General features: G+C 58.1%; 19 protein-coding genes. 5 read left to right on the top strand and 14 right to left on the bottom strand.

Annotation, left to right across the window (positions count from 1 at the left end):
- Positions 1-99: 99 nt before the first annotated feature.
- The 9 genes from JMF94_RS01925 to nifH all read right to left on the bottom strand — a co-directional run bounded on the left by JMF94_RS01925 (position 100) and on the right by nifH (position 7,198).
- Positions 100-567 (bottom strand): pyridoxamine 5'-phosphate oxidase family protein, encoded by a 468-nt coding sequence (locus tag JMF94_RS01925; protein ID WP_240823517.1) that lies wholly within the window; start codon positions 565-567, stop codon positions 100-102.
- A gap of 311 nt (positions 568-878) precedes the next feature.
- Positions 879-1,478: a gamma-glutamylcyclotransferase family protein gene (locus tag JMF94_RS01920; protein WP_240823516.1), complete on the bottom strand. Its 600-nt coding sequence runs from the start codon at positions 1,476-1,478 to the stop codon at positions 879-881.
- Between the two features lie 166 nt (positions 1,479-1,644).
- On the bottom strand, positions 1,645-3,033 hold the full coding sequence (gene anfK, locus JMF94_RS01915) for a Fe-only nitrogenase subunit beta (protein ID WP_240823515.1): 1,389 nt from the start codon (positions 3,031-3,033) through the stop codon (positions 1,645-1,647).
- Positions 3,034-3,206: 173 nt separating this feature from the next.
- Complete coding sequence (anfG, locus tag JMF94_RS01910; protein WP_240823514.1) at positions 3,207-3,560, bottom strand: Fe-only nitrogenase subunit delta; 354 nt, start codon at positions 3,558-3,560, stop codon at positions 3,207-3,209.
- Positions 3,561-3,598: 38 nt separating this feature from the next.
- A complete protein-coding gene (anfD, locus tag JMF94_RS01905; RefSeq protein WP_240823513.1) occupies positions 3,599-5,149 on the bottom strand; it encodes a nitrogenase iron-iron protein, alpha chain in 1,551 nt (516 codons plus the stop codon).
- A 143-nt stretch (positions 5,150-5,292) separates the two neighbouring features.
- Positions 5,293-5,664 (bottom strand): P-II family nitrogen regulator, encoded by a 372-nt coding sequence (locus tag JMF94_RS01900; protein WP_240823512.1) that lies wholly within the window; start codon positions 5,662-5,664, stop codon positions 5,293-5,295.
- A 76-nt stretch (positions 5,665-5,740) separates the two neighbouring features.
- Entirely contained in the window at positions 5,741-6,058 is a 318-nt protein-coding gene (locus JMF94_RS01895; protein ID WP_240823511.1) for a P-II family nitrogen regulator, read from the bottom strand.
- A gap of 29 nt (positions 6,059-6,087) precedes the next feature.
- Positions 6,088-6,216 carry a hypothetical protein gene (locus tag JMF94_RS15040; RefSeq protein WP_276612805.1) on the bottom strand — a complete coding sequence of 43 codons (129 nt, stop codon included), beginning with the start codon at positions 6,214-6,216 and terminating at the stop codon, positions 6,088-6,090.
- 154 nt (positions 6,217-6,370) lie between these two features.
- Positions 6,371-7,198, bottom strand: coding sequence for a nitrogenase iron protein (gene nifH, locus JMF94_RS01890; RefSeq protein WP_240823510.1), 828 nt, complete (start codon positions 7,196-7,198; stop codon positions 6,371-6,373).
- Between the two features lie 555 nt (positions 7,199-7,753).
- Between nifH and JMF94_RS01885 the strand changes: the two genes are divergently transcribed.
- Positions 7,754-8,458, top strand: coding sequence for a Fe-only nitrogenase accessory AnfO family protein (locus tag JMF94_RS01885; protein WP_240823509.1), 705 nt, complete (start codon positions 7,754-7,756; stop codon positions 8,456-8,458).
- A gap of 12 nt (positions 8,459-8,470) precedes the next feature.
- On the opposite strand, the gene JMF94_RS01880 is transcribed toward JMF94_RS01885, so the two are convergent.
- Together JMF94_RS01880 and JMF94_RS01875 are read right to left on the bottom strand one after the other, a co-directional pair.
- The gene (locus JMF94_RS01880) at positions 8,471-10,039 is read right to left on the bottom strand and encodes a sigma-54 dependent transcriptional regulator (RefSeq protein WP_240823508.1); all 1,569 of its coding nucleotides are present in this window, start codon (positions 10,037-10,039) and stop codon (positions 8,471-8,473) included.
- The gene (locus JMF94_RS01875) at positions 10,036-11,508 is read right to left on the bottom strand and encodes an ATP-binding protein (RefSeq protein ID WP_240823507.1); all 1,473 of its coding nucleotides are present in this window, start codon (positions 11,506-11,508) and stop codon (positions 10,036-10,038) included. The genes JMF94_RS01880 and JMF94_RS01875 overlap by 4 nt, the downstream gene beginning before the upstream one ends.
- A gap of 259 nt (positions 11,509-11,767) precedes the next feature.
- Between JMF94_RS01875 and JMF94_RS01870 the strand changes: the two genes are divergently transcribed.
- From JMF94_RS01870 to JMF94_RS01860, 3 genes are all read left to right on the top strand, one after another.
- Positions 11,768-12,181 carry a hypothetical protein gene (locus tag JMF94_RS01870; RefSeq protein ID WP_240823506.1) on the top strand — a complete coding sequence of 138 codons (414 nt, stop codon included), beginning with the start codon at positions 11,768-11,770 and terminating at the stop codon, positions 12,179-12,181.
- Between the two features lie 134 nt (positions 12,182-12,315).
- Complete coding sequence (locus JMF94_RS01865; RefSeq protein WP_240823505.1) at positions 12,316-13,386, top strand: sulfite exporter TauE/SafE family protein; 1,071 nt, start codon at positions 12,316-12,318, stop codon at positions 13,384-13,386.
- 213 nt (positions 13,387-13,599) lie between these two features.
- Entirely contained in the window at positions 13,600-15,210 is a 1,611-nt protein-coding gene (locus JMF94_RS01860) for a GGDEF domain-containing protein (RefSeq protein WP_240823504.1), read from the top strand.
- Between the two features lie 98 nt (positions 15,211-15,308).
- Here the strand turns inward: JMF94_RS01860 and JMF94_RS01855 are convergent, their stop codons facing one another.
- From JMF94_RS01855 to modA, 3 genes are all read right to left on the bottom strand, one after another.
- Positions 15,309-16,058 carry an ATP-binding cassette domain-containing protein gene (locus JMF94_RS01855; protein ID WP_240823503.1) on the bottom strand — a complete coding sequence of 250 codons (750 nt, stop codon included), beginning with the start codon at positions 16,056-16,058 and terminating at the stop codon, positions 15,309-15,311.
- A complete protein-coding gene (gene modB, locus JMF94_RS01850; protein WP_240823502.1) occupies positions 16,055-16,735 on the bottom strand; it encodes a molybdate ABC transporter permease subunit in 681 nt (226 codons plus the stop codon). The genes JMF94_RS01855 and modB overlap by 4 nt, the downstream gene beginning before the upstream one ends.
- Positions 16,736-16,886: 151 nt before the next feature.
- Positions 16,887-17,654 (bottom strand): molybdate ABC transporter substrate-binding protein, encoded by a 768-nt coding sequence (modA, locus tag JMF94_RS01845; protein ID WP_240823501.1) that lies wholly within the window; start codon positions 17,652-17,654, stop codon positions 16,887-16,889.
- 154 nt (positions 17,655-17,808) lie between these two features.
- On the opposite strand from modA, the gene JMF94_RS01840 reads away from it, so the two are divergent.
- Positions 17,809-18,933 (top strand): TOBE domain-containing protein, encoded by a 1,125-nt coding sequence (locus JMF94_RS01840; protein ID WP_240823500.1) that lies wholly within the window; start codon positions 17,809-17,811, stop codon positions 18,931-18,933.
- Positions 18,934-18,995: the final 62 nt, after the last annotated feature.

Here is an 18,995-nt window from a genome sequence, read left to right as displayed (position 1 = left end):
CAGACCATTGTTCAGAGTCTGCACCGGCTGCGCCGGCAGGGACAGCCCGGCTACGCGCCGGGCAAAAATCCCTGATTCCAATCTACCCCACGCGCCGGATCACGCATAGTATTTCCCGGTGATTTCATGAATGGTGATTTCAACTACCGCCGTCATCTTGAGCATGTTTTCAGGATAGGCCGTGCCCACATGCTGGGGAGTGTGCTTGGCAACAACGGCATCGAGGGCGGCGATCTTTACGTCGCGGTCTTCAACCACGGAGGCATTGCCCGTAATAATCACGCTCTGGTAGGCGGTATTGGTGTCGCAGGGGGTATCGGCCTGGATAAACGAATGCTGGCCTTCAACTTCAAAACAAACCCTGGAATCGGCGCGCAGATTTTTCAGCTTCTGCCCTGCCGCCAGACCATGAAAGTAAATGCGCCCGTTCATGCGTACAAAGTGCACAGGGGTTACGTAAGGGAAACCATTTTCACCCAGTGTGGCAAGGTGCCCGACCTGAGCAGCATCCAGCAGGGAATCCATCTGTTCAGTGGTCAGCGGGTGTTCTTTCATACGTAGCTGCATGGTTCCTCCAGGGTAAACGGATACAGAGAGCGTCGTGCGAGTGCAAATTCCTGCATACCCGCCGCCTTTATGGGCAAAATATCTGACCATAAAAACCGGGCATTCCGGAAAGCACTTTTTTGCGGATATGCTCCCAGAAAAAACCTTTTACGTCAGGTCTGAGTTATTTCAAAGTAAAAACAGCATGCAATTTCTATATATTCCTTAACGTCTTTTTATCTTTCAGCCACATTTACGTCATGCCACAGGCACAAGACCTTGCGGTGCACCAGGTGTGAGGGCGCGCCGGACAGAAACCGGACCACCCGGCCCTACCCGGCGCACTCTGCGCAGGTAGACTCGCGCAGTACGCCCCTCAGCATATCCCGTTTGGGTACAGGATAACGTGCGGGTACGCTCTGCAACTTTTCAAGATGATTCACATATGGGCCAGGCAGACCATTGGCCCTTGCACCAGCAAGAATGTGAGCCAGATACTCGCTGCTTGGCGCCACGGCTTGCCCAAGCACATCTTTTTTGTACAACACGGCCGTATGCGCGCGGCCTGCCACATCCACCACCTGGACAGGATAATGAAAGTACGCCCCGCCGCCGTCCAGCCGCACGCTAGACCACAGATCAAGGCTTGCGGCATCGCCGAACGGCAGTTCGTACAACACGCCCCACACGCCCGGCATATTGTCTGGCCCACTGCCCGGTTCCGTTACCTGCACCACGGTTTCCTGCCCGCCGTCCCACACGCGGTTGCAACCATAAAATGCCAGCCTGTACCCCGGCAGACAGGCCGCGCATACCACTTGGGCGGCAAAGCAGCGCTCCGCCATCTGCTTCGGATTCATGTTGGAACCGTAGGCGAAATAATACTGCCTGTCCTTGCGCCCATAGTGTTCAAAGCCCGTGGTGATATCCATGACGCATGCCTTTTATAAATAAGCAGAGGCTCGTTGCCTTCATTTACGGCACTGGCGGCCTGCTGCGATTTTTGTTTCCGGCGATCAAGGCGGCTTTTCACAGGTGCTGAAAAGCCTGCCTGACGCCACCGGGAACAACTTGCCAGAGATTCTGACGCGCAGCCCGCTACCAGACGTTGAGAATCCATTCCTTGTTCTTTTTGTATTCCATGTCGGTGAACAGGGTGTTTGCCATGTTCTCGGCCAGCCACATGGCCCCGGCGTAACCCATGACCGGGTAGCGGTACAGGCCCGCGCGGTCGTAGGTGGGAAAGCCCACTCGCAGCATGGGGATATTGTTGTCCATGGCGGCCCAGCGCCCCTTGGAGTGCCCGAGAATCAGATCCAGCTCTATTTCCTTGCGCTTCAGACGGCCATCCAGATCCCACAGATCGGCGTTGGTGACCACTTCCATCTTCCAGCTGACATTTTCCACCATTTCCTTGAGGCGCGGATCATCCGCATAACGGGGGTTGTCGTCCCCCAGCAGCAGGAGTTGAGGCTTCATTTCAAGGTCAATGCAGAACTGCGCCAGACCGATGACCAGATCGGGGTTGCCGTAGATAGCCACCTTCTTGTCAGCCAGAAACATGTGGGCCACATCGGTAATGGCATCCAGGGCAATGCCGCGCTCGTGCACCAGCTCCTTGGTGAGGGGCTTGCCCGTGAGCTGCGAAACCTGCTTGAGGAAAATATCCGTATTGCGGATGCCAATGGGCGAAGGGCCGATGACCGTGGGAATATCAAATTCCTTGTGCAGATATTCCGCAGCCTTGCCGCCCTCGTACCTGTTGAGGGCAATGGTGCCCAGCGCATTGGCGGTGTCCTTGAGGTCGGCAATGGTAGTGCTGCCGTGCGACTTTCCCGTGCCGTCCGGCAACAGCGGCGAATCAAAACTCTCAATCTCAAACAGCACGCTGGCGTCCACGTCCATAAGCTTGAGCAGGTGCTTGAGTTCCTTGACGTCGCCGGGGTTTACCCAACCAGTAACTAGGTTGAGTTTGCCGTTGGGTTCGCCCTTTTCCGCAAAGTGGGTGATGATGTCGCGCACGGCCACATCATAGCCACTGATCATGCTGCCCACAAAGCTGGGCGTATGGATGGCGATAAGGTGCACCTCGCGGCCTGCGTACTTTTCCTTGAGCAGGCCGTTGTTGAGCTTGGTCACCACGCCATCGATATCATCGCCGATAACCTCGGTGGAGCAGGTGGAAATGATGGGTACCACCTTCACTTCTGGGTAGCGCATCAGCAGCACGTCCACGGCTTCTTCCACGCGGTTGGTTGCGCCAAATACCGCGCCGTCTTCGTGCACCGAGGACGAAGCGATTTCAAAATTATCCTTGAAGTGCTGGGAAAACAGCAGGCGCACAAACATGACGCAGCCCTGGCCGCCATGAACAATGGCGATGCAGTCCTTGATGCCAATGCTCGCGTACTGCGCGCCGCAGGGCTGACAGGTAAATATGGGATTGATGACCCCTGCCCTTTCCTTTTCCATAATTTCGCATGACATGGCAGTTCCTTATGTGAGGCCGGGCTACCCCGGCGCTTGGCTGTTGTGAAAAGCAGTCTTCGGCTCCTGACAGGAACATGCCTTTCAGGCCAGGCCGCATGTATCCAAGGCATCACCCTGTTTTGCCCGTGTCCGATGGCAGAAGAGACCTGCCGGACACGGGCACGACGAACCTAATACTTGGGATCCGTCAGCTCCAGATTCAGCGAACCGTGGATGGTCAGAAAATCCAGCCGGGTTTTGGCTGCAGCCATAAGCTCGCGTATGTCGTCCTTGCCCATGCTAACGATCCAGGGATTCTCGCTCGTGAGGCCACGGGCCATCATGACGGCGTCCACCCAGTAGCAGCGGTTTTCCGGCGATTCGATATCCGGTTCCTCACCGCACAGTATCTGCATGGTCTGGGTCATGATGCCCTCGTTCTGCCGTTCCCTGTCCCATGCGCGGGAGTGGAACTGCCAGAGGCACTTTTTCATGATATAGTCGATGACGACTTCTACATTTTCGCTAAGGGTTCCGGCACTCATGCTGTTCCTCCGCAGTGGTGGGTCTGGTGGGCTGGGGCTTACACTGCCTGCAAAAGCGGTTCGGGATAGGGCGGATATTCCTTGCTGCGCAGGTGGGTCACGCAGTCGTAGCCGCCGGAATATTCCCGCTCGCCAGATTCGTCCTTGATGTCGCGTCCGCAGACCATTTCCTGTGTCATGAAACCCTGATCCAGCGGATACTCGTCCTTGGTGATGTCGATTTTTGCCAACTGGTGGATGGGCGAGTACACCGCATTGTAAATATCGCGGGCAAAGCGCACCCAGCCTTCAAATCCCTTCCAGGGGCCGTTGTGATAGGCGTGGGCGTTGAGGTAAGGCACCAGCACCTTTTTTGCCACTTCGCCGGGTCGCTTGCCGGTAAAAATGATGTCGGCCTTCCAGTCTTCCATGGCCTCCAGGCCTTCAAGCTCGTTGGGGTCGTCAATGGCAAGGGTGCCCACCTTGGCGCGGGCAATGCCCTTTTCAAAGTCGCCCTGATGGCCGAACTTGGAGTAGATGGAAACAACGTCCAGGCCCATTTCCTTTTCAATAATGTGCGCCCAGTGCCACAGCTTGGAGCCGCCGGGCCACAGGCAGACCTTCACGCCCTTGAGGCGTTTGGCGTACCAGTCAAGCTCGGGCCGCCAGCGGGCGGTTTCTTCGTCAATGATGGCTTGGGCTTCCTTTTCCAGCCCAAAAAACAGGCCTATCTTGAGCAGGGATTCGCTCACCATCTCGTGGCCGAAACCGTCAATGTCGAGGCGCGGCGTGCCGTAGCGCACACGCAGCTCGTTGCAGATGTATTCCGCCGAGCGGGCGCATTCCAGCACGTTGAGCTGGGCCTTGTGCATGGCGCGCAGATCGTCGTACTTGCCGTTGCCGGTAAAGACCGAAAGAACCTGAATGCCCATGCGGCGAAAGTAGTCGCACATGATTTCCACATCGCCCTGAATATTGTAGTCACCCACGTAGTTGATGACGTAGCGGCTTTTGATTTCAGGCTCGATCGTGCCCACCTTCTGATTGATCCAGGCGATGTTGATCTTGTGGTGCCCGCCGGACTGGCTGGGCCCGGCAAAACCGGGCGAGTTGCACACAAAAATGTCCACTTCGGGCATTTCTTCCATGATCTCCTGTGCCAGGGCGTTGATGTCATCGCCGATGAGGGCCGAGGCGCAGGTCTGATAGATGGTCATGCGCTTGATGTGCGGAAAAGCCTTGAAGGCCTCCTTGATGCTGTTGCGTAACTGGTCTTCAGCGCCAAAGACCACGTGCTTTTCCTTCATGTCCGAGGCGAAGGTGTACTTGAGCTGAAAGTTGCCGTCGTCGCTGATATAACGCTTGGTCTGCCATGTATCGTAGGTACAGCCTACGGGGCCGTGGCTCAGGTGGATCACGTCCTTCATGGGCGTGCCGATCACGTGCTTGGCCCCGCAAAAAGCGCAGCCACGCTCGGAAATACTGCCGGGGATGGTGTTCAGGTAGCCAAGCGGCAGGCAGGTGGAGAGGTCATCACTTTCGCCCTTGACCACTGCGTGCTTTTCCCGCTCGGGGATGCATTCGCTGCATTTGAAAAGATGGTATGGCATATCAGTATCCTTTACGCGGCCTAGAGCCGTTTGCGAATGAAATGAGGTAACTGCTCTGCGCGGATTTTTCTGAAAATCCTTGCCGCGAAATGCGCGCAGGCAAGCTTTGCCTGCCGTAAGCGAGCATTTCATGTGTACATGCTCTAGAGTATGGCCGCCGTGCCCATTTCGCCGGTACGCACCCGCAGGGCCTGTTCAACCGGGCACACAATGATCTTGCCATCGCCGATGCCGCCCGTCTGGTTGATCTTGATGATGGTGTTCACGACCCTGTCCAGCATGTTGGCGGGAACCACAATGGAGAGCAGCCGCTTGGGGACGTACATCATGCCTTTGTAGCTCCCCATGCCGCGCACGATGGGGCTTATCTCCACTGAAACCTCTTCGGCTATGCCCTTCTGCTTGCCCCGCCCGAATACGGGGATGACGCTCATGCCCGGGAAGCCCATGCGATCCAGGGCTTTTTTTGTGGCCGTCACCTTGTTGGGACGGATAATGGCGATAATCTCCTTCATGGCGAGCTCCTGAACTGTATTGCCTCAATGCTGTATAAAAGCGCCTTGGCGGCGGGCAAAAGCAATTGCTGTTGCGCTAGATGCCTTCCTGCCCGGTGCGGATGGTCAGCACCCGCTCCACCGATGACACAAAAACCTTGCCATCGCCAAAATTGCCCGTGTTGGCATAGCTCTGCACAAGTTGCAGCACCTGATCCACGTGCTCGTCCTCCACCACCATCATGAGCAGATTTTTGGGCAGCTCGTCGTAGTGAACGCTGCCGCTGTCCAGTCCTTTCTGTTTGCCACGCCCAAAGGCCTGAATTTTTGTCAGGGCCACAAAACCCGATGCGGCAAGCCCTTCCACCACATTTTCGGTGCTCTCTGGACGAACGATGGCTCGTACCATTTTCATTGGCGGCTCCTTTGGAGTTGTTGATGCTGTCATTTCCGCTCAAATTTTTTCATGCGCGCTTGCGTTGCCAAAAGCGTCATTTGTTCACTGGCAAGAAAAATGTCCGTTTCAGGCTTCAGGCCGCGTTGGGCATTCGATGCATTTTTGTTTTCCTGCAAGGATGGCAAGCCTTTTATGCAGGGAGTGTACTCTCGCTTTAGCCGTTGCGACAACGGAAGCTACGGATAAAGACAGCAACGCTACGGTACTCGACCGGAATAAAAGGCGAGCCAGACGCAGCAGGGAACGAAAAGGCGCGAATGCCCGCGCGGCCTAGTCGGCAATGCCGTACTTCACGACCATCGCCTCCAACTGATCCATCGACAGCGGCTGGGGAATAACGAAGTTCTGGTTGTTGATGATCTTTTCTGCCAGTTCGCTGTATTCCTTGGCCTGATTCTGGCTGTCGTCATATTCGGTCACGGTTTTTTTGTTAAATTCGGCCTTCTGCACGATGTTGTCGCGGGGCACAAAGTGGATCATCTGCGTGCCGATAGAGGCGGTGAATTCTTCAAGAAATTCCTTTTCGCGGTCTACGTTACGGCTGTTGCAAATGATGCCGCCAAGGCGCACGCCGCTCTGCTTGGCGTACTTGAGCAGGCCCTTGCAGATGTTGTTGGCGGCGTAGATGGCCATCATTTCACCAGAGGCCACGATGTAGACTTCCTGCGCCTTGCCGTCGCGGATGGGCATGGCGAAACCGCCGCACACCACGTCGCCGAGCACGTCAAAGAAAACGAAATCAAGATCATCAGTGTACGCGCCCTGATTTTCCATCAGGTCAATGGCCGTGATAACGCCTCGGCCAGCACAGCCCACGCCCGGTTCCGGGCCGCCAGATTCCACGCAGAGGATGTCGTGAAAGCCCTTCTTGACCACCTTGTCCAGAGTCACTTTTTCCGCACCCACGGCGCGCAGGGTGTCCATGAGCGATTCCTGCGGCTTGCCGCCCAGAATCAGGCGGGTGGAGTCGGCCTTGGGGTCGCAGCCGTGGATAAAAATCTTCTTCCCGTGAAAATGGGCCATGGCCGCAGCCGTGTTCTGGGTTGTGGTGGACTTGCCGATGCCGCCCTTTCCGTAAATGGCTATCTTGCGAGGCATAACGCATTCTCCCGCCGTCTTCCGGCTGTTTTGACCAGGGACAAGGCGTCTCTGGCACCGTGTATGCCCCTCTTGTGCATCGGCTGTGCCATTGTGGAAGATTTTTAATTTAACGTTTTAAAACGAATAGTTATGGAAACTATGCTTAATCACGCTTTGCAACATGCGTACGCAAGCGTACAAAGCACCGCTTTTTTGGACAGATTGGTACATTTAACAAATACATATGTAATTTCAGTATATTACTAAATCCCTCTTTCAAATATTTACGTGACCATGAACAATATATAAAATTTGTAATACACTAATTTATTTAACTTTATATACAATCAGCAATCACTCCCGCTTTGTTATCGAGTCATAACTTTGTACGCAGGTGGAACGTACCTGCTCCGCGCCCGATGCAGGCAGAGAGCGCGCAGTGATGTAGACATTAATAATAGTGTTATTTCAGCATGTTATTTGTAAATCTTTTCAAGCGCATGGATATTGCAATGGCAATGCATATGAAAGGCCGGACTGCTTTGAGGCCCTGCCACAACAGACGGAGAGCATATGCAAGGTTTACTCGACGGCTCGCGGATTGCGGTTTTTCACGATGATTCAGGCGCGCTGGCAGCGCCCACAGCGGCCAGTGCGGTGGCGGTGTATGTGCGGGGGGAACACAACTGGAGCGAAGGCAAAAGGCACAGTTTCAGCCTGACCCAAGGCGCTGGTTTGAGCGAACTGCGCGAACAGATGCAAACACTGGCCGCCAATCTGGGAGATTGCCGCATTGTGGTGGGTGCGGAAGACCATGGCGCGCCCTACGGTGTGCTGGACAAGATGGGATTTTACATCTGTATGATGGACAGATTTGAGGCAGAAGCTCTGGAAGGAGTGCGCAAGGGGGTGTTGGCCGCAGTACAGCAGGCGACCCGCCCACAGTGCGGCATGCTGCCCACAAGCAGACCGCGAGAAATAGCACCGGGGCGTTTTTTTCTGGACATGTGCGAGGCCAAGCTGACCGACCCTCTGTTCACAGCCAGAGAATCCATCTTGGTATTTGTTGAAACCGCGCCCTTTGAGCAGTTGCAGATCAAGTGCGACCACGAACCGCGCTGGCTGCCCAGCTTTGCGCTGGTGACAGGGCTTGAAATGGAAAAAGAAGAGCTGGAATCGGGCCTCATGCTGGTGACCGTGCGCCAGCCTGCAGACCGCAATGCCGATGCCCTGCTGGGGCAAAAGTGGTTTGACGGCACGGGCTGTTCTTGCGGCTAGAGCAGCACAACGTTACACGCCGTATTCCCTGAGTTTGCGCCACAGGGATGATCGGCTGATGCCCAGCATGTCTGCGGCCAGAGTGCGGTTGTCGCCCGCCAGTTCAAGGGCGTGCAGGATGTGCTGTTTTTCCATCTCTGCCAGCGGAACAAGCGGCGTTGATACGCCCGATGCTGGCGCGGCGGGCACCGATGCACCTGGCGTTGTTGCCTGGGGGCAGACTGGGGTTGCAGCCTCGGCAGGCTCTTGCCGGGCGGCAACAGCAGAAGAAAAGACGGGATCGCGGGCTGGCAGGCGGGCCGCAGCCTCGGAAACTTCCGGCGGCAGATGCGCCAGACTTATGCTGCCGCCCGGCGGACAAAAAACCGCCGCCCGCTCGAGAATATTGGCAAGTTCGCGCACGTTGCCGGGGAAGGGATACTGCCGCAGCGCATCAAGGGCGTCATCTTCAATCTCCAGCGGCACGGCCCCGCCCTGCTCCGCCAGCCGCGCAAGAAAAAACCGCGCCAGCAGTGGGATGTCCTCTGCCCTGCTGCGCAGGGGCGGCAGCTCCTGCGTTACCACGGCCACGCGGTAATACAGATCACGCCGGAAGCGCCCTGCCTCCACCTCTTCCTTAAGGTTGCGGTTGGTGGCGGCGATGATGCGCACGTCCACGGGTATATCCACGGTGCCGCCCACGCGGCGCAGGTTCTGCTCCTGCAGAACACGCAGCAGCTTGACCTGCATGCCCGCCGGCATTTCACCCATCTCGTCCAGAAACAGCGTACCTCCGCTGGCGGCTTCAAACAGGCCTTCTTTGCGCCGCACCGCGCCGGAAAAGGCCCCCTGCTCATGTCCAAAAAGTTCGCTCTCAAGCAGCTCCGGCGAGAGCGCGCCGCAGTTGATCGCCAAAAAACGCCGCCGCGCCCGCTGGCTCTGGGCGTGCATGGTGCGAGCAGCCAGCTCCTTGCCCGTACCTGTTTCACCTTGCAGTAGCACAGCCACATCTGTGGGGGCCAGACGCATGAGCGCCTGCCTCAGGCCACACATAGCTGGCGACATGCCCACCATTTCCGGCACAGAGCCGCTGGCCTCAAGCTGGGCCCGCATCTGGGCGACCTGCTGCCGCAGACGGCGCTTTTCCAGCGCCCGCGCCACCAGCATGCGCGCTTCTTCCAGCGAGTAGGGCTTTGCCAGATAATGAAATGCCCCAAGCCGCATGGCCTCCACGGCGCTTTCAATCATGGGGTAGCCCGTGACCATGATGACTTCCACATCCGGCTTGCGCGAGCGTACCGCCTTGAGCACCTCCATACCGTTCATGCCCGCCATGGCAATATCAGTAATGACCACGTCAAAATCCTGCTCGGCCAGCAGTTTCAGGCCTTCTTCGCCGCTGCCAGCCTGGGCCGATTCATGCCCTCCGCGCTCCAGGGCGCGCGCAAGGTTGGCGCGGGCCATGCGCTCATCGTCAATGATCAGCAACCGGCCACCGCCGCCAGCCCGCTGCGCGGCGTCAAGCCCGTGGCCGTGCCGAGCTTCGCCGGGGTTTGCCTGCGCAGGTGATTGCTCCGAAAGCCGGAACCGTTCCGTAGTCATGTCTCTGCTCCTGAACCGTCTGCGTCATGCCGTTCCGCAAGGGGCAGCCGCACGGTAAAACACGCCCCTTGCCCCGGTTGGCTCTGCACTTCGAGCTTCCCGTTGTGCTTGCCCACAATGCCAAAGGCTATGGACAGCCCAAGGCCCGTCCCTTCGCCCACGGGCTTGAGGCTGAAAAAGGGATCAAACACCCGGCCAAGATTCTCGGGTTCAATACCCTTGCCAGAGTCGCGCACGCGCAGCTCTGCCATACCCGCCAGTTCGTCCACAGAGGCGGTGATATGCACTTCACCCTTGCCATTCATGGCCTGTGCCGCATTGAGCAGAAGGTTGATAAGCACCTCCTGCATGCGCTGGGCATCCACGGGCAGTTGCAGCCCTTCAGGCACGTCCACTGTAATCTGTACCGTTGCGCCCATGTCGTGCCGCACAAGGCCAACAGCCCTGCGCACAAGGCCGGAAAGATCATGCAGGGCAACGGTAAAGGGCCGATCGCGCGCAAAATCCAGCAGGCCGCGCACAATATCGCGGGCACGAACAACCTCGGCCTGGATTTCATCCAGCTGCGCTGTCACGTCTTCAGCCGTGGGCATGGGCCGCAGCCCCTGCCGGGCATCGTTCACATCCTCGCCGAGCAGCTGACAGCCAACGGAAATATTGTTGAGGGGATTGTTCAGCTGGTGGGCCACGCCGGAGGTCAGCACACCAAGAGAAGCCAACTTTTTTTCCTGCAACAGCAGGGAGTGGCGCTTTTCCAGCTCCGCCGCCATGCCGTCAAGCGTCTGGAGCACATGCCGCGCTTCTTCCTCAAGCTGCGGCGGGGGCGGCGGCAAGGGCATGCCCGCGCCAACGTTGCGGGCGGCGCTTTCAATGGCCCCAAGGGCGCGCATGATCTGCCTGCCGATAAGCCATGCAAAAGCCACCCCGCAGGCCAGCAAGGCAGCAATGGCCCCCAGCATCTGGGTGCGCAGATCCCCCACGGCGGCAAAAATGCCCTGACGCATGCGCCGCACCGCCGAATCAGCCAGCTCGCTCAGGCGCTGCCCTTGATCGGTGAGCGCTGCGCCGTCTGTGGGCTGATCTTCCAGCAGGGCCTCATAGGTGCCGAAGCCTTCCAGCAGCAGGTCAAGATTATGGTGCGCGCCATCGCCCACCCGGCGGCCCATGGCTGCGTTATAATCCTGCCCCACAGATGTGGCCCGCTCCCGCGCCAGCTCCACAAAACTGCGCAGGGCAAGCAGGTCGCCCTTTCTGCCGGGGAAAAGTTGCAGGTTTTTTTCGTACCTGCGCATCTCGAGCACGTCGCTGCGCAGGTCGTCCACCATGTCGATCAGTCGGGCCGCCCTGTCGATGCGCCCCAGATCATAACAGGCGATGCCGCCCAAAAGCAGCAACATGACCAAGAACAGGCCCGTGCCCACGGCAATCTTGCCGCGAATGGTATGCCAGACAGATAAATGCGGAAGCATGCTTCACCCCCGCAGGCGCAAAAGTTTACACCTGCGCCCGTCGCCGTTTCAATTTGCAACAGCGTATAAAAATAAAACAAAGCTGACAAGCCCTGTCCTGCAACAACTTGCAGACCTTATCCGCTTGAACATGTCAGAATGAAACAGTCCATGGGCAGCGTGGCGCGCAGCACACGATACATAAAATCATATAAATTCAGCATGTTATACATTGAACTTTTTGGCACAATAGTTGTAATCGCAAGCGCAGGAGGCCGACATGAACACCCTGCAAAAAACGATGGAAAACTGGTTTACCGCTGTGGCATATGCCGATGCCGGGCAATCCGGCTGGACAGACGATTTGTGGACTCTGAACGGCAAGCGCGAAAACACGGCGCTGAAGCAGACCCTGCTTTATGGCGCGGGCAGCATTCTCATTTACCTGCTGGCTTTTAGCAACGCCGATGCCTTTGCCGCCTTGTGCGCCAAGGGTGGCCTGTGGACAGCCCTGCCCATCGCCTCGGTGCTGCTGCTCTCATACGTGCATGGTCACTTTGCCGGCGCGCTCTGGGAATTGTGCGGTATTACCGGCGTGCAAAAAAAGAACGCGCAATCCACCGCAAAGGCTGCCCCCCGTCAGAGTGCCGCACCGGCTCCCCGGCTGGACACCACGGCCGTGGTTCACGGCTAACCGACCGTTTTTCACAAGTCCGGGCCGCGCCGCCCGGCTCAATTTTTTTGTTCAGCGGCGGCATGGCGGCGGCATGTTTGGCCTTACGCCAGCACACAACAGTACGCCCAGGTAATTCGCCAGCCGGAGGTAACATGGATCTGCTCAGTCTTGACCCGTCCCAGTTCATCGCACTCACGCCCGTTTCTGTGGCCTTTCTGCTGGCCGTGGGATTTGTGGGCGGGCTTGTAAGCGGCTTTATCGGTTCCGGCGGGGCCTTTATTCTCACGCCGGGCATGATGGGCCTGGGTGTGCCCGGCGCCGTGGCTGTTGCCAGCAATATGTGCCACAAGTTCCCCAAGGCCATGGTGGGCGCCATCAAGCGCTACCGCTTCGGTCAGGTGGATGTAAAACTGGGCATGGTTATCGCCGCCACAGCTGGCATAGGCGTACAGATTGGCATCCGCATTCAGCGTTTTATTCTGGAAAAGTGGGGCCAGGCCGGGTCTGATCTTTACGTCAGCGTTTCCTTTGTGGTGGTTCTTGTTGTGGTGGGCAGCTATATTCTCAAGGATGCCCTGCACTCCAGCCACTCCGGCAAGGAGGATGACGAAAGCACGCCGCCCCTTGCCCAAAAGTTGCAGGCCATCAACCTGCCCCCCATGATGTCCTTTCCCAAATCCGGCTTGCGCATTTCTCTGTGGTTTACCCTGCCCGTGGGCATTGCCACCGGCATGCTGGCTGCCACCATTGCCGTGGGCGGATTTGTGGGCGTACCGGGGCTTATCTATGTGATCGGCGTACCCGGACTCATTGCATCAGGCACGGAACTGGTCACGGCCTTTGTCATGGGCCTGTGCGGCTCGGTCAACTGGGCCATGCACGGCATGATAGACATCCGCCTCGTCTTTATCATCCTGGCTGGCTCCCTGCTCGGCGTGCAGCTTGGGGCCATCGGCACCACCTACGTCAAGCCCATCATGATCAAGTACGTTATGGCCGCCATCATGCTCATTGTTGCCGCAAGCCGCATAGTCGCCCTGCCGGGCTACCTCAACGCGCTGGGGCTTATCCAGATGGGCCCAGGGATTCTCTATCTGCTCAAGGTCGTGAGCTTCATAACCATGTGCGCCGGATTGCTTGTTGGCGCGGGCATGATCCTTGGCGGCATGTGGCGCGGGCAAAAGCGCAACCGCAAAGAAGCGGCGCTGGGCAACCCGGCCTAAGCGATCTCTCTCTTAAACAAACCCCAATAACATCTTCTCCTCAAACCCTATAGCAAAAGGGGGGTGCATTGCGTCTGCACCCCCCCTTTTTAGTTTCCTGTCAAAGGCAGCGCGCGGACAATTGGCCATTGCCTATTTCCTGATTTTCTGTATGCTTTCATAATCATCATTATACCCTGTCAGCTTTTCTGCCATCCCTTCGCAGGAGGAGCCATGCGCATATTCACGCGCAGCCTCAAGACGCAGTTTATTGAGGCATTCACGCTGCTTATCCTGCTGTCATCATGCTTTCTTGCGGCCATAACCGGGCGCGAAGCCAGCAGCGAGGCCCGCTACGAACGCGGCCTGCTGCTGACCAACCGCGTGCAATCCCTTGCCAAGGCCCTTGATCAGTCCATGTGGTTCTGGATCAAGGAGGTTGGCACCCTGCGCCACACTGTGGGGCTGATCGGCGGGGATATGAAAAAACTATCCATCGCCGTGAACAGATTGCAGGACACCATGCCCGCCTTTGCCTGGATCGGACTCATGAATCCTCAGGGCATGGTTCTGGTCGCCACCGATGGCGTGCTGGAGGGAACCGATCTTTCCATCTGCGCCATCTTCCGCCAGGGCAAAAACGGCCTTTTTGTGGGTGACGTGCGCAAAGCCACCCTGCTTGCCCAACTGCTGCCCCACCCAGAAAATGCCCCGATGAAATTTGTGGATATCAGCATGCCCATTGGCGAGGGCGAGCTGAAAGACTGGGTTCTGGTAGCCCATCTGAGCTGGGCATGGGCCAGAGAGGTGGAGGAATTCATCCTTTCGGGCGAAGGCTCGGATACCAACACCAAGATCATGGTTCTCGGTGCAGACGGCGGTGTCATCCTGGGCGGCGACAACAATGAAAAACCGCTGGCCTTGCCCCTGCTGCAAGAACTTGAACACTCCACTTCGGCCTGGGCCGTGGAAACATGGCCCGATGGCATTGCTTACCTCACTGCGGCAGTAAGCTGCACGGGATTTAAAGACTACGATGGCTTGCAGTGGAGCGTGGTGGCGCGGCAATCGCTGGATGCCGCCTACGAACCCGTGCGTCGCCTTGTGGCGCGCATTCTTGTGGCTGGCCTCTTGCTTGCGGTGCTGTTTGCGCTGGTTGCCGGATACATCGCCCAGCGCACCATTGCCCCCCTCAAGGCGCTTACCGCCGCCGCAGACCGGCTCAGCCGGGGCGAACGCGTTACCATTCCGCGCAACAGGGGCATACGCGAAATTGAAGTGCTTTCAGCCTCCCTGTCCACCCTGGTTGAAAACCTCACCCGCACAGAAAAAGACCGGAACCGTATCCAGCATACCGCAGAGCGCGATGCCCTCACAGGCCTGCTGAACAGGCACGGACTGGCCGCGCGCATTGACGAAGCCATGCCCAGCCTGGCGCAAAGCCAGGGGCTGGTTGAGCTGCTGTACATGGATCTGGACGGCTTTAAACCAATCAACGATGCGCACGGACACCATGTGGGCGATGCTGTGCTGACCATTCTGGGGCAGCGCCTTACGCGCTGTCTGCGCAAGGATGATGTGCTGGTGCGGCTGGGGGGCGACGAGTTTCTGGCCCTGCTCGGCCATACCAGGGGCACGCCAGACATACTGCGCACCATCAGCCGCATCCGCGAGGATGTGGGAGCCCCCATTTCCATTGACGGCCTCATGCTGCGCATCGGCATCAGCATAGGGCACGCCACATGGCACTGCGCGAGCGAGACTGTTGAAGATGCGCTCAAACGGGCAGACAGCGAACTTTACATGGCCAAACGTGCATCAAAAGCCTCGCAGGAAGTGCTGTAGCCTGGTCTGCTGCGCATCACCCCCGGCTTTATCCCACAGACTGCCCCACCGGATATTTCTTTAGATCCGTTTAAAGGAGCCATACGCCGTCAGGTCGATCAGACCCAGGCCTGCTCCTGCAAATGCCGCAGGCACTTGCCCGCTGTGGCAAAATCCTTGCGCAGATCGGCATAGTCCGGCACCGTGCGCGCGCCGCCCCGGTCATAGAGCACAAGCCCGCCCGCAAAGGTATCCACATCGTCAGGATCGTGGCTGATAATCACGGCAGGGATGGTCAGGTCATCCATCAGTTCGAGCAGTTCTTCGCGCAGGCGTTCGCGCAGCAGGGGATCAAGCGCAGAAAAAGGCTCGTCAAGCAGCAGAAGCAACGGGTCTGCATTAAGGGCGCGGGCCAGAGCTGCGCGCTGCCGCTGCCCGCCGGATATCTGCGAGGGCAGATGGGCCGCCAGATGCCCGATGCCCAAACGTTCCAGCATGGCCTGCGCCTTGTCACGCTCCTCGCCGCGCACCTTCCAGGGCCAGCAGCCCGTGCGCGGATAGGCCACGTTCTGCAACAGGCTCAGGTGCGGAAACAGGGCGTAATCCTGAAACATGTAGCCGATACGCCGCTTCTGCACAGAAATAAACACGCCCTGCGCAGCATCGTACAACGTGCAGTCGCCGATACGGATGTGGCCTGCGTCGGGCTTTGTCAGCCCCGCCAGACACTGCATGGTCAGCGATTTGCCGGAACCGGAAGGGCCAAAAAGCACCGCGCACTTGTGTTCGTCGCCGATGTCGTAGCGCACATCCAGATTGAAGGGCGTAACCCCGTTCCTGAAACTTTTTACCAGCCGCAACGAGATCATCTGCGCCGCCTCTTGAGTTTCACAAGCAGCTCCGCCGCCATCAGCAAGGTCACGCACACGGCGGAGGTAATGAACACAAGCCAGGAGGCCTGGAGGTCATTGCCCGCCTGAAAGGCATCGTAGATGGCAAGAGCCAGGGTCTGGGTCTTGCCGGGGATATTGCCCGCAATCATCAGGGTTGCGCCAAATTCGCCCATGCCGCGCGCAAAGGCCAGCATGATGCCCGCAAAAATACCTTTCCAGGCCAATGGCAGCGACACGCTGATAAACACCCTCCATTCCGAGGCCCCAAGCGTGCGGGCCGCGTCTTCCAGATGTTTGTCCACCTGCTCCAGCGCCGCGCGGGCTGACTTGTAGATAAGCGGGAACACCACAACAGTGGCTGCAACCACAGCCCCCTGCCAGGAAAAAATCAGGTTGATGCCCAGTTCCGCCAGTCCATGCCCAAAAACGCCGCGCCGCCCCACCAACAAGATGAGATAGTAGCCCAGCACAGTTGGGGGCAGCACCAGCGGCAACGAGCACAGGGCGTCCAGCAGGGCGGGCATGGGACCTTTTTTGCGGGCCAGCCGCCAGGCCGCCAGTGTTGCCACAACAAAGGAAACAGCCGTAGCCGCTCCTGCCACGCGCAACGAAAGCTCCAGCGGGCTCCAGATAAACGCTAGGTCAAAATCCATTTCCAACTCTGCCCCCTGCCGCCGACCGGATCCGTTGATGCGTAAAAAAATAATGAAGGCGGTTGCCGCTTCTGCCAAAACGGCAACCGCCAGTAAACACAATCCATCATTGCAGGCCGGTACGCAAGGGCACGGACCACGCCTCCATGCACTACGGCTTGGAGAAACCGTACTTGGCAAGCACGGCCTGACCTTCAGGCGAAAGCACAAAGTTCAGAAATTCCTGGCCCATCTTGGCATCCTTGCCAGTGGTGGCCACGGCGATAGGATAGCTCACGGGATCATGACCTTCCACAATCATGACCACTTCAACCTTTTCCGCCAGCTGTTTGGCATCGGTGCGGTAAACAAAACCTGCATCAACTTCGCCACGGGCCACATAGTCCAGCACCTGACGTACGCTGTTGCCCAGGATAAGCTGGGGCTGCACGGCTTCCCACAATTTGGCGGTGTTCAGCGCGTCCTTGGTGTAACGCCCGGCAGGCACGGAATCGGGATTACCGATGGCAACGCGCTTGAAGGCCTTGATGTCTTCAAGCTTGGCGGGCTTTTTGGAGCCAGCGGGCACGATAAGCACGAGGTCGTTGAGCGCAAAATCCTTGCGCGTAGCGGGGTCGACAACCTTGGCGGCCACGGCCTTGTCCATGGTGCCCTGGTCGGCAGAGGCAAAAACGTCTACGGGTGCGCCTTCCTGAATCTGTTTGAGCAGCGGATTGGAGGCAGCATAATTGGTGTGCACCTGCAAGCCCGTGTGCTTCTTTTCAAACACGCCTTTGATTTCGTTAAAGGCATTGGTAAGGCTGGCTGCGGCAGAAACGGTTATTTCCGCAGCCTGAACGGGAAGGCTGAGCAAGGCCACGCAACCCAGCGCCAAAGCTATGCGGCAAAAGGCCCCACGAGCGGATACAGTCTTTTTCATGAAATTCCTCCGTGCGCCAGAAGCGCGGTTTGTACGCCAACAGTACAGAACCCTTGAAGGCGAGCAATACAGTCACGTTTTTTAATGAAAGCGTGAACACTGTACAACAAAAGGGTTTTACTTGTATAAGGTAGGAAAACTGACGGGAATCAGCATGGAAAAAAACAAAAACCGTGAGGAAATGGCCGCGCTTTTGCGCTCCCTCTCTTCCGCAGACAGGGCATGGCTGCGCCAACGCCTTATGCGGCGGGACTCTGCCGCTCTGCTGCAGGATACAGGACGCATCAGCCCGCGCGAGCTTCTGGCCGTGGAAACATGGCTGTGGGAACGGGCCAGCGCTGCCCGTGGCCCGCGCGAAAAACGCCCCCGCCTGCGCATGTGGCTGATTTTCATGCTGTTGCGTTATGCGGCCCTGCGACTTGTGGAAATTTTTGAGATCATGCCCTCGCATCTTGATTTTCAGGACGGCGTTATCCATGTGCCGGGCAGTAATGATGCCCCCGGGCGCGAGGTTCCCCTGCCGCTTACCATCAGCCGCCGCCTCAGGCGCGTGCTGGAAGACCCGGCGCTGTTTCCTGAAACCCGCGAACTCATGCGCTGCGACGCGAGCTATGTGCGCCGCTGCCTGCAACAGTGCGGCGCGGCCTGCGGCCTGCCCAAGGGCCTTTTGAGCGCCCGCGCCCTGCGCCATACCCGCGCCCTCGAGCTGGGCAGGCAGGGCCTGCCCCTGCCCGTGGTGGATATTTTTCTTGGCCGGCGATCCGCGCCCGGCCAGAGCGGCATTGTCCGCTGCGACCCGCAGGAGGCCAAACGCCTGCTGCGCGAACAACTGCAAAGGGAGCGACCCATGAAAACCAGTGCGCGCAACGTCTTTCAGGGGCGCATAACCTCATTGCGCCAAAGCGGGCTGCTGGTCGAAGTGGTGCTGCGCACCGCAGGCGGCCTGCGTGTGGCCTCGCTCATTACGGACGAAAGCGCCAAGACCCTGGCCCTCAATGAGGGCAAGCTTGTTAATGCCAGCATCAAAGCCCCTTGGGTGCTGGTGCAGGGGGGCGAACTCTCGCCCAAAAGCTCCCCTCCGGCGGAGAACTGCTTTACCGGCGTGGTGGAACGGGTGCGGGAAGATGAAATGGTGGCCGAAATTCTGGTGGCCCTCGGCGAAGGCAGTCAGGTCTGCGCCCTGCGCAACCGTGGGCCGGAAAACCCCATCAATCTTGTGGCCGGGCAGACTGTAACCGTATTTTTCAAGGCTTTTTCCGTCATTCTCACCGTAGATTAGCCAGCATACACGCAAACAAAGCCGCGCCGGCAGTCGTAATGACCATCGGCGCGGCTTTGTTT

Origin of the sequence: Desulfovibrio sp. UIB00 (genome assembly GCF_022508225.1) — a bacterium.
In the GTDB taxonomy this organism is placed as follows: Bacteria; Desulfobacterota; Desulfovibrionia; order Desulfovibrionales; family Desulfovibrionaceae; genus Desulfovibrio.
This window is presented reverse-complemented; position numbering and strand designations above follow the sequence as displayed.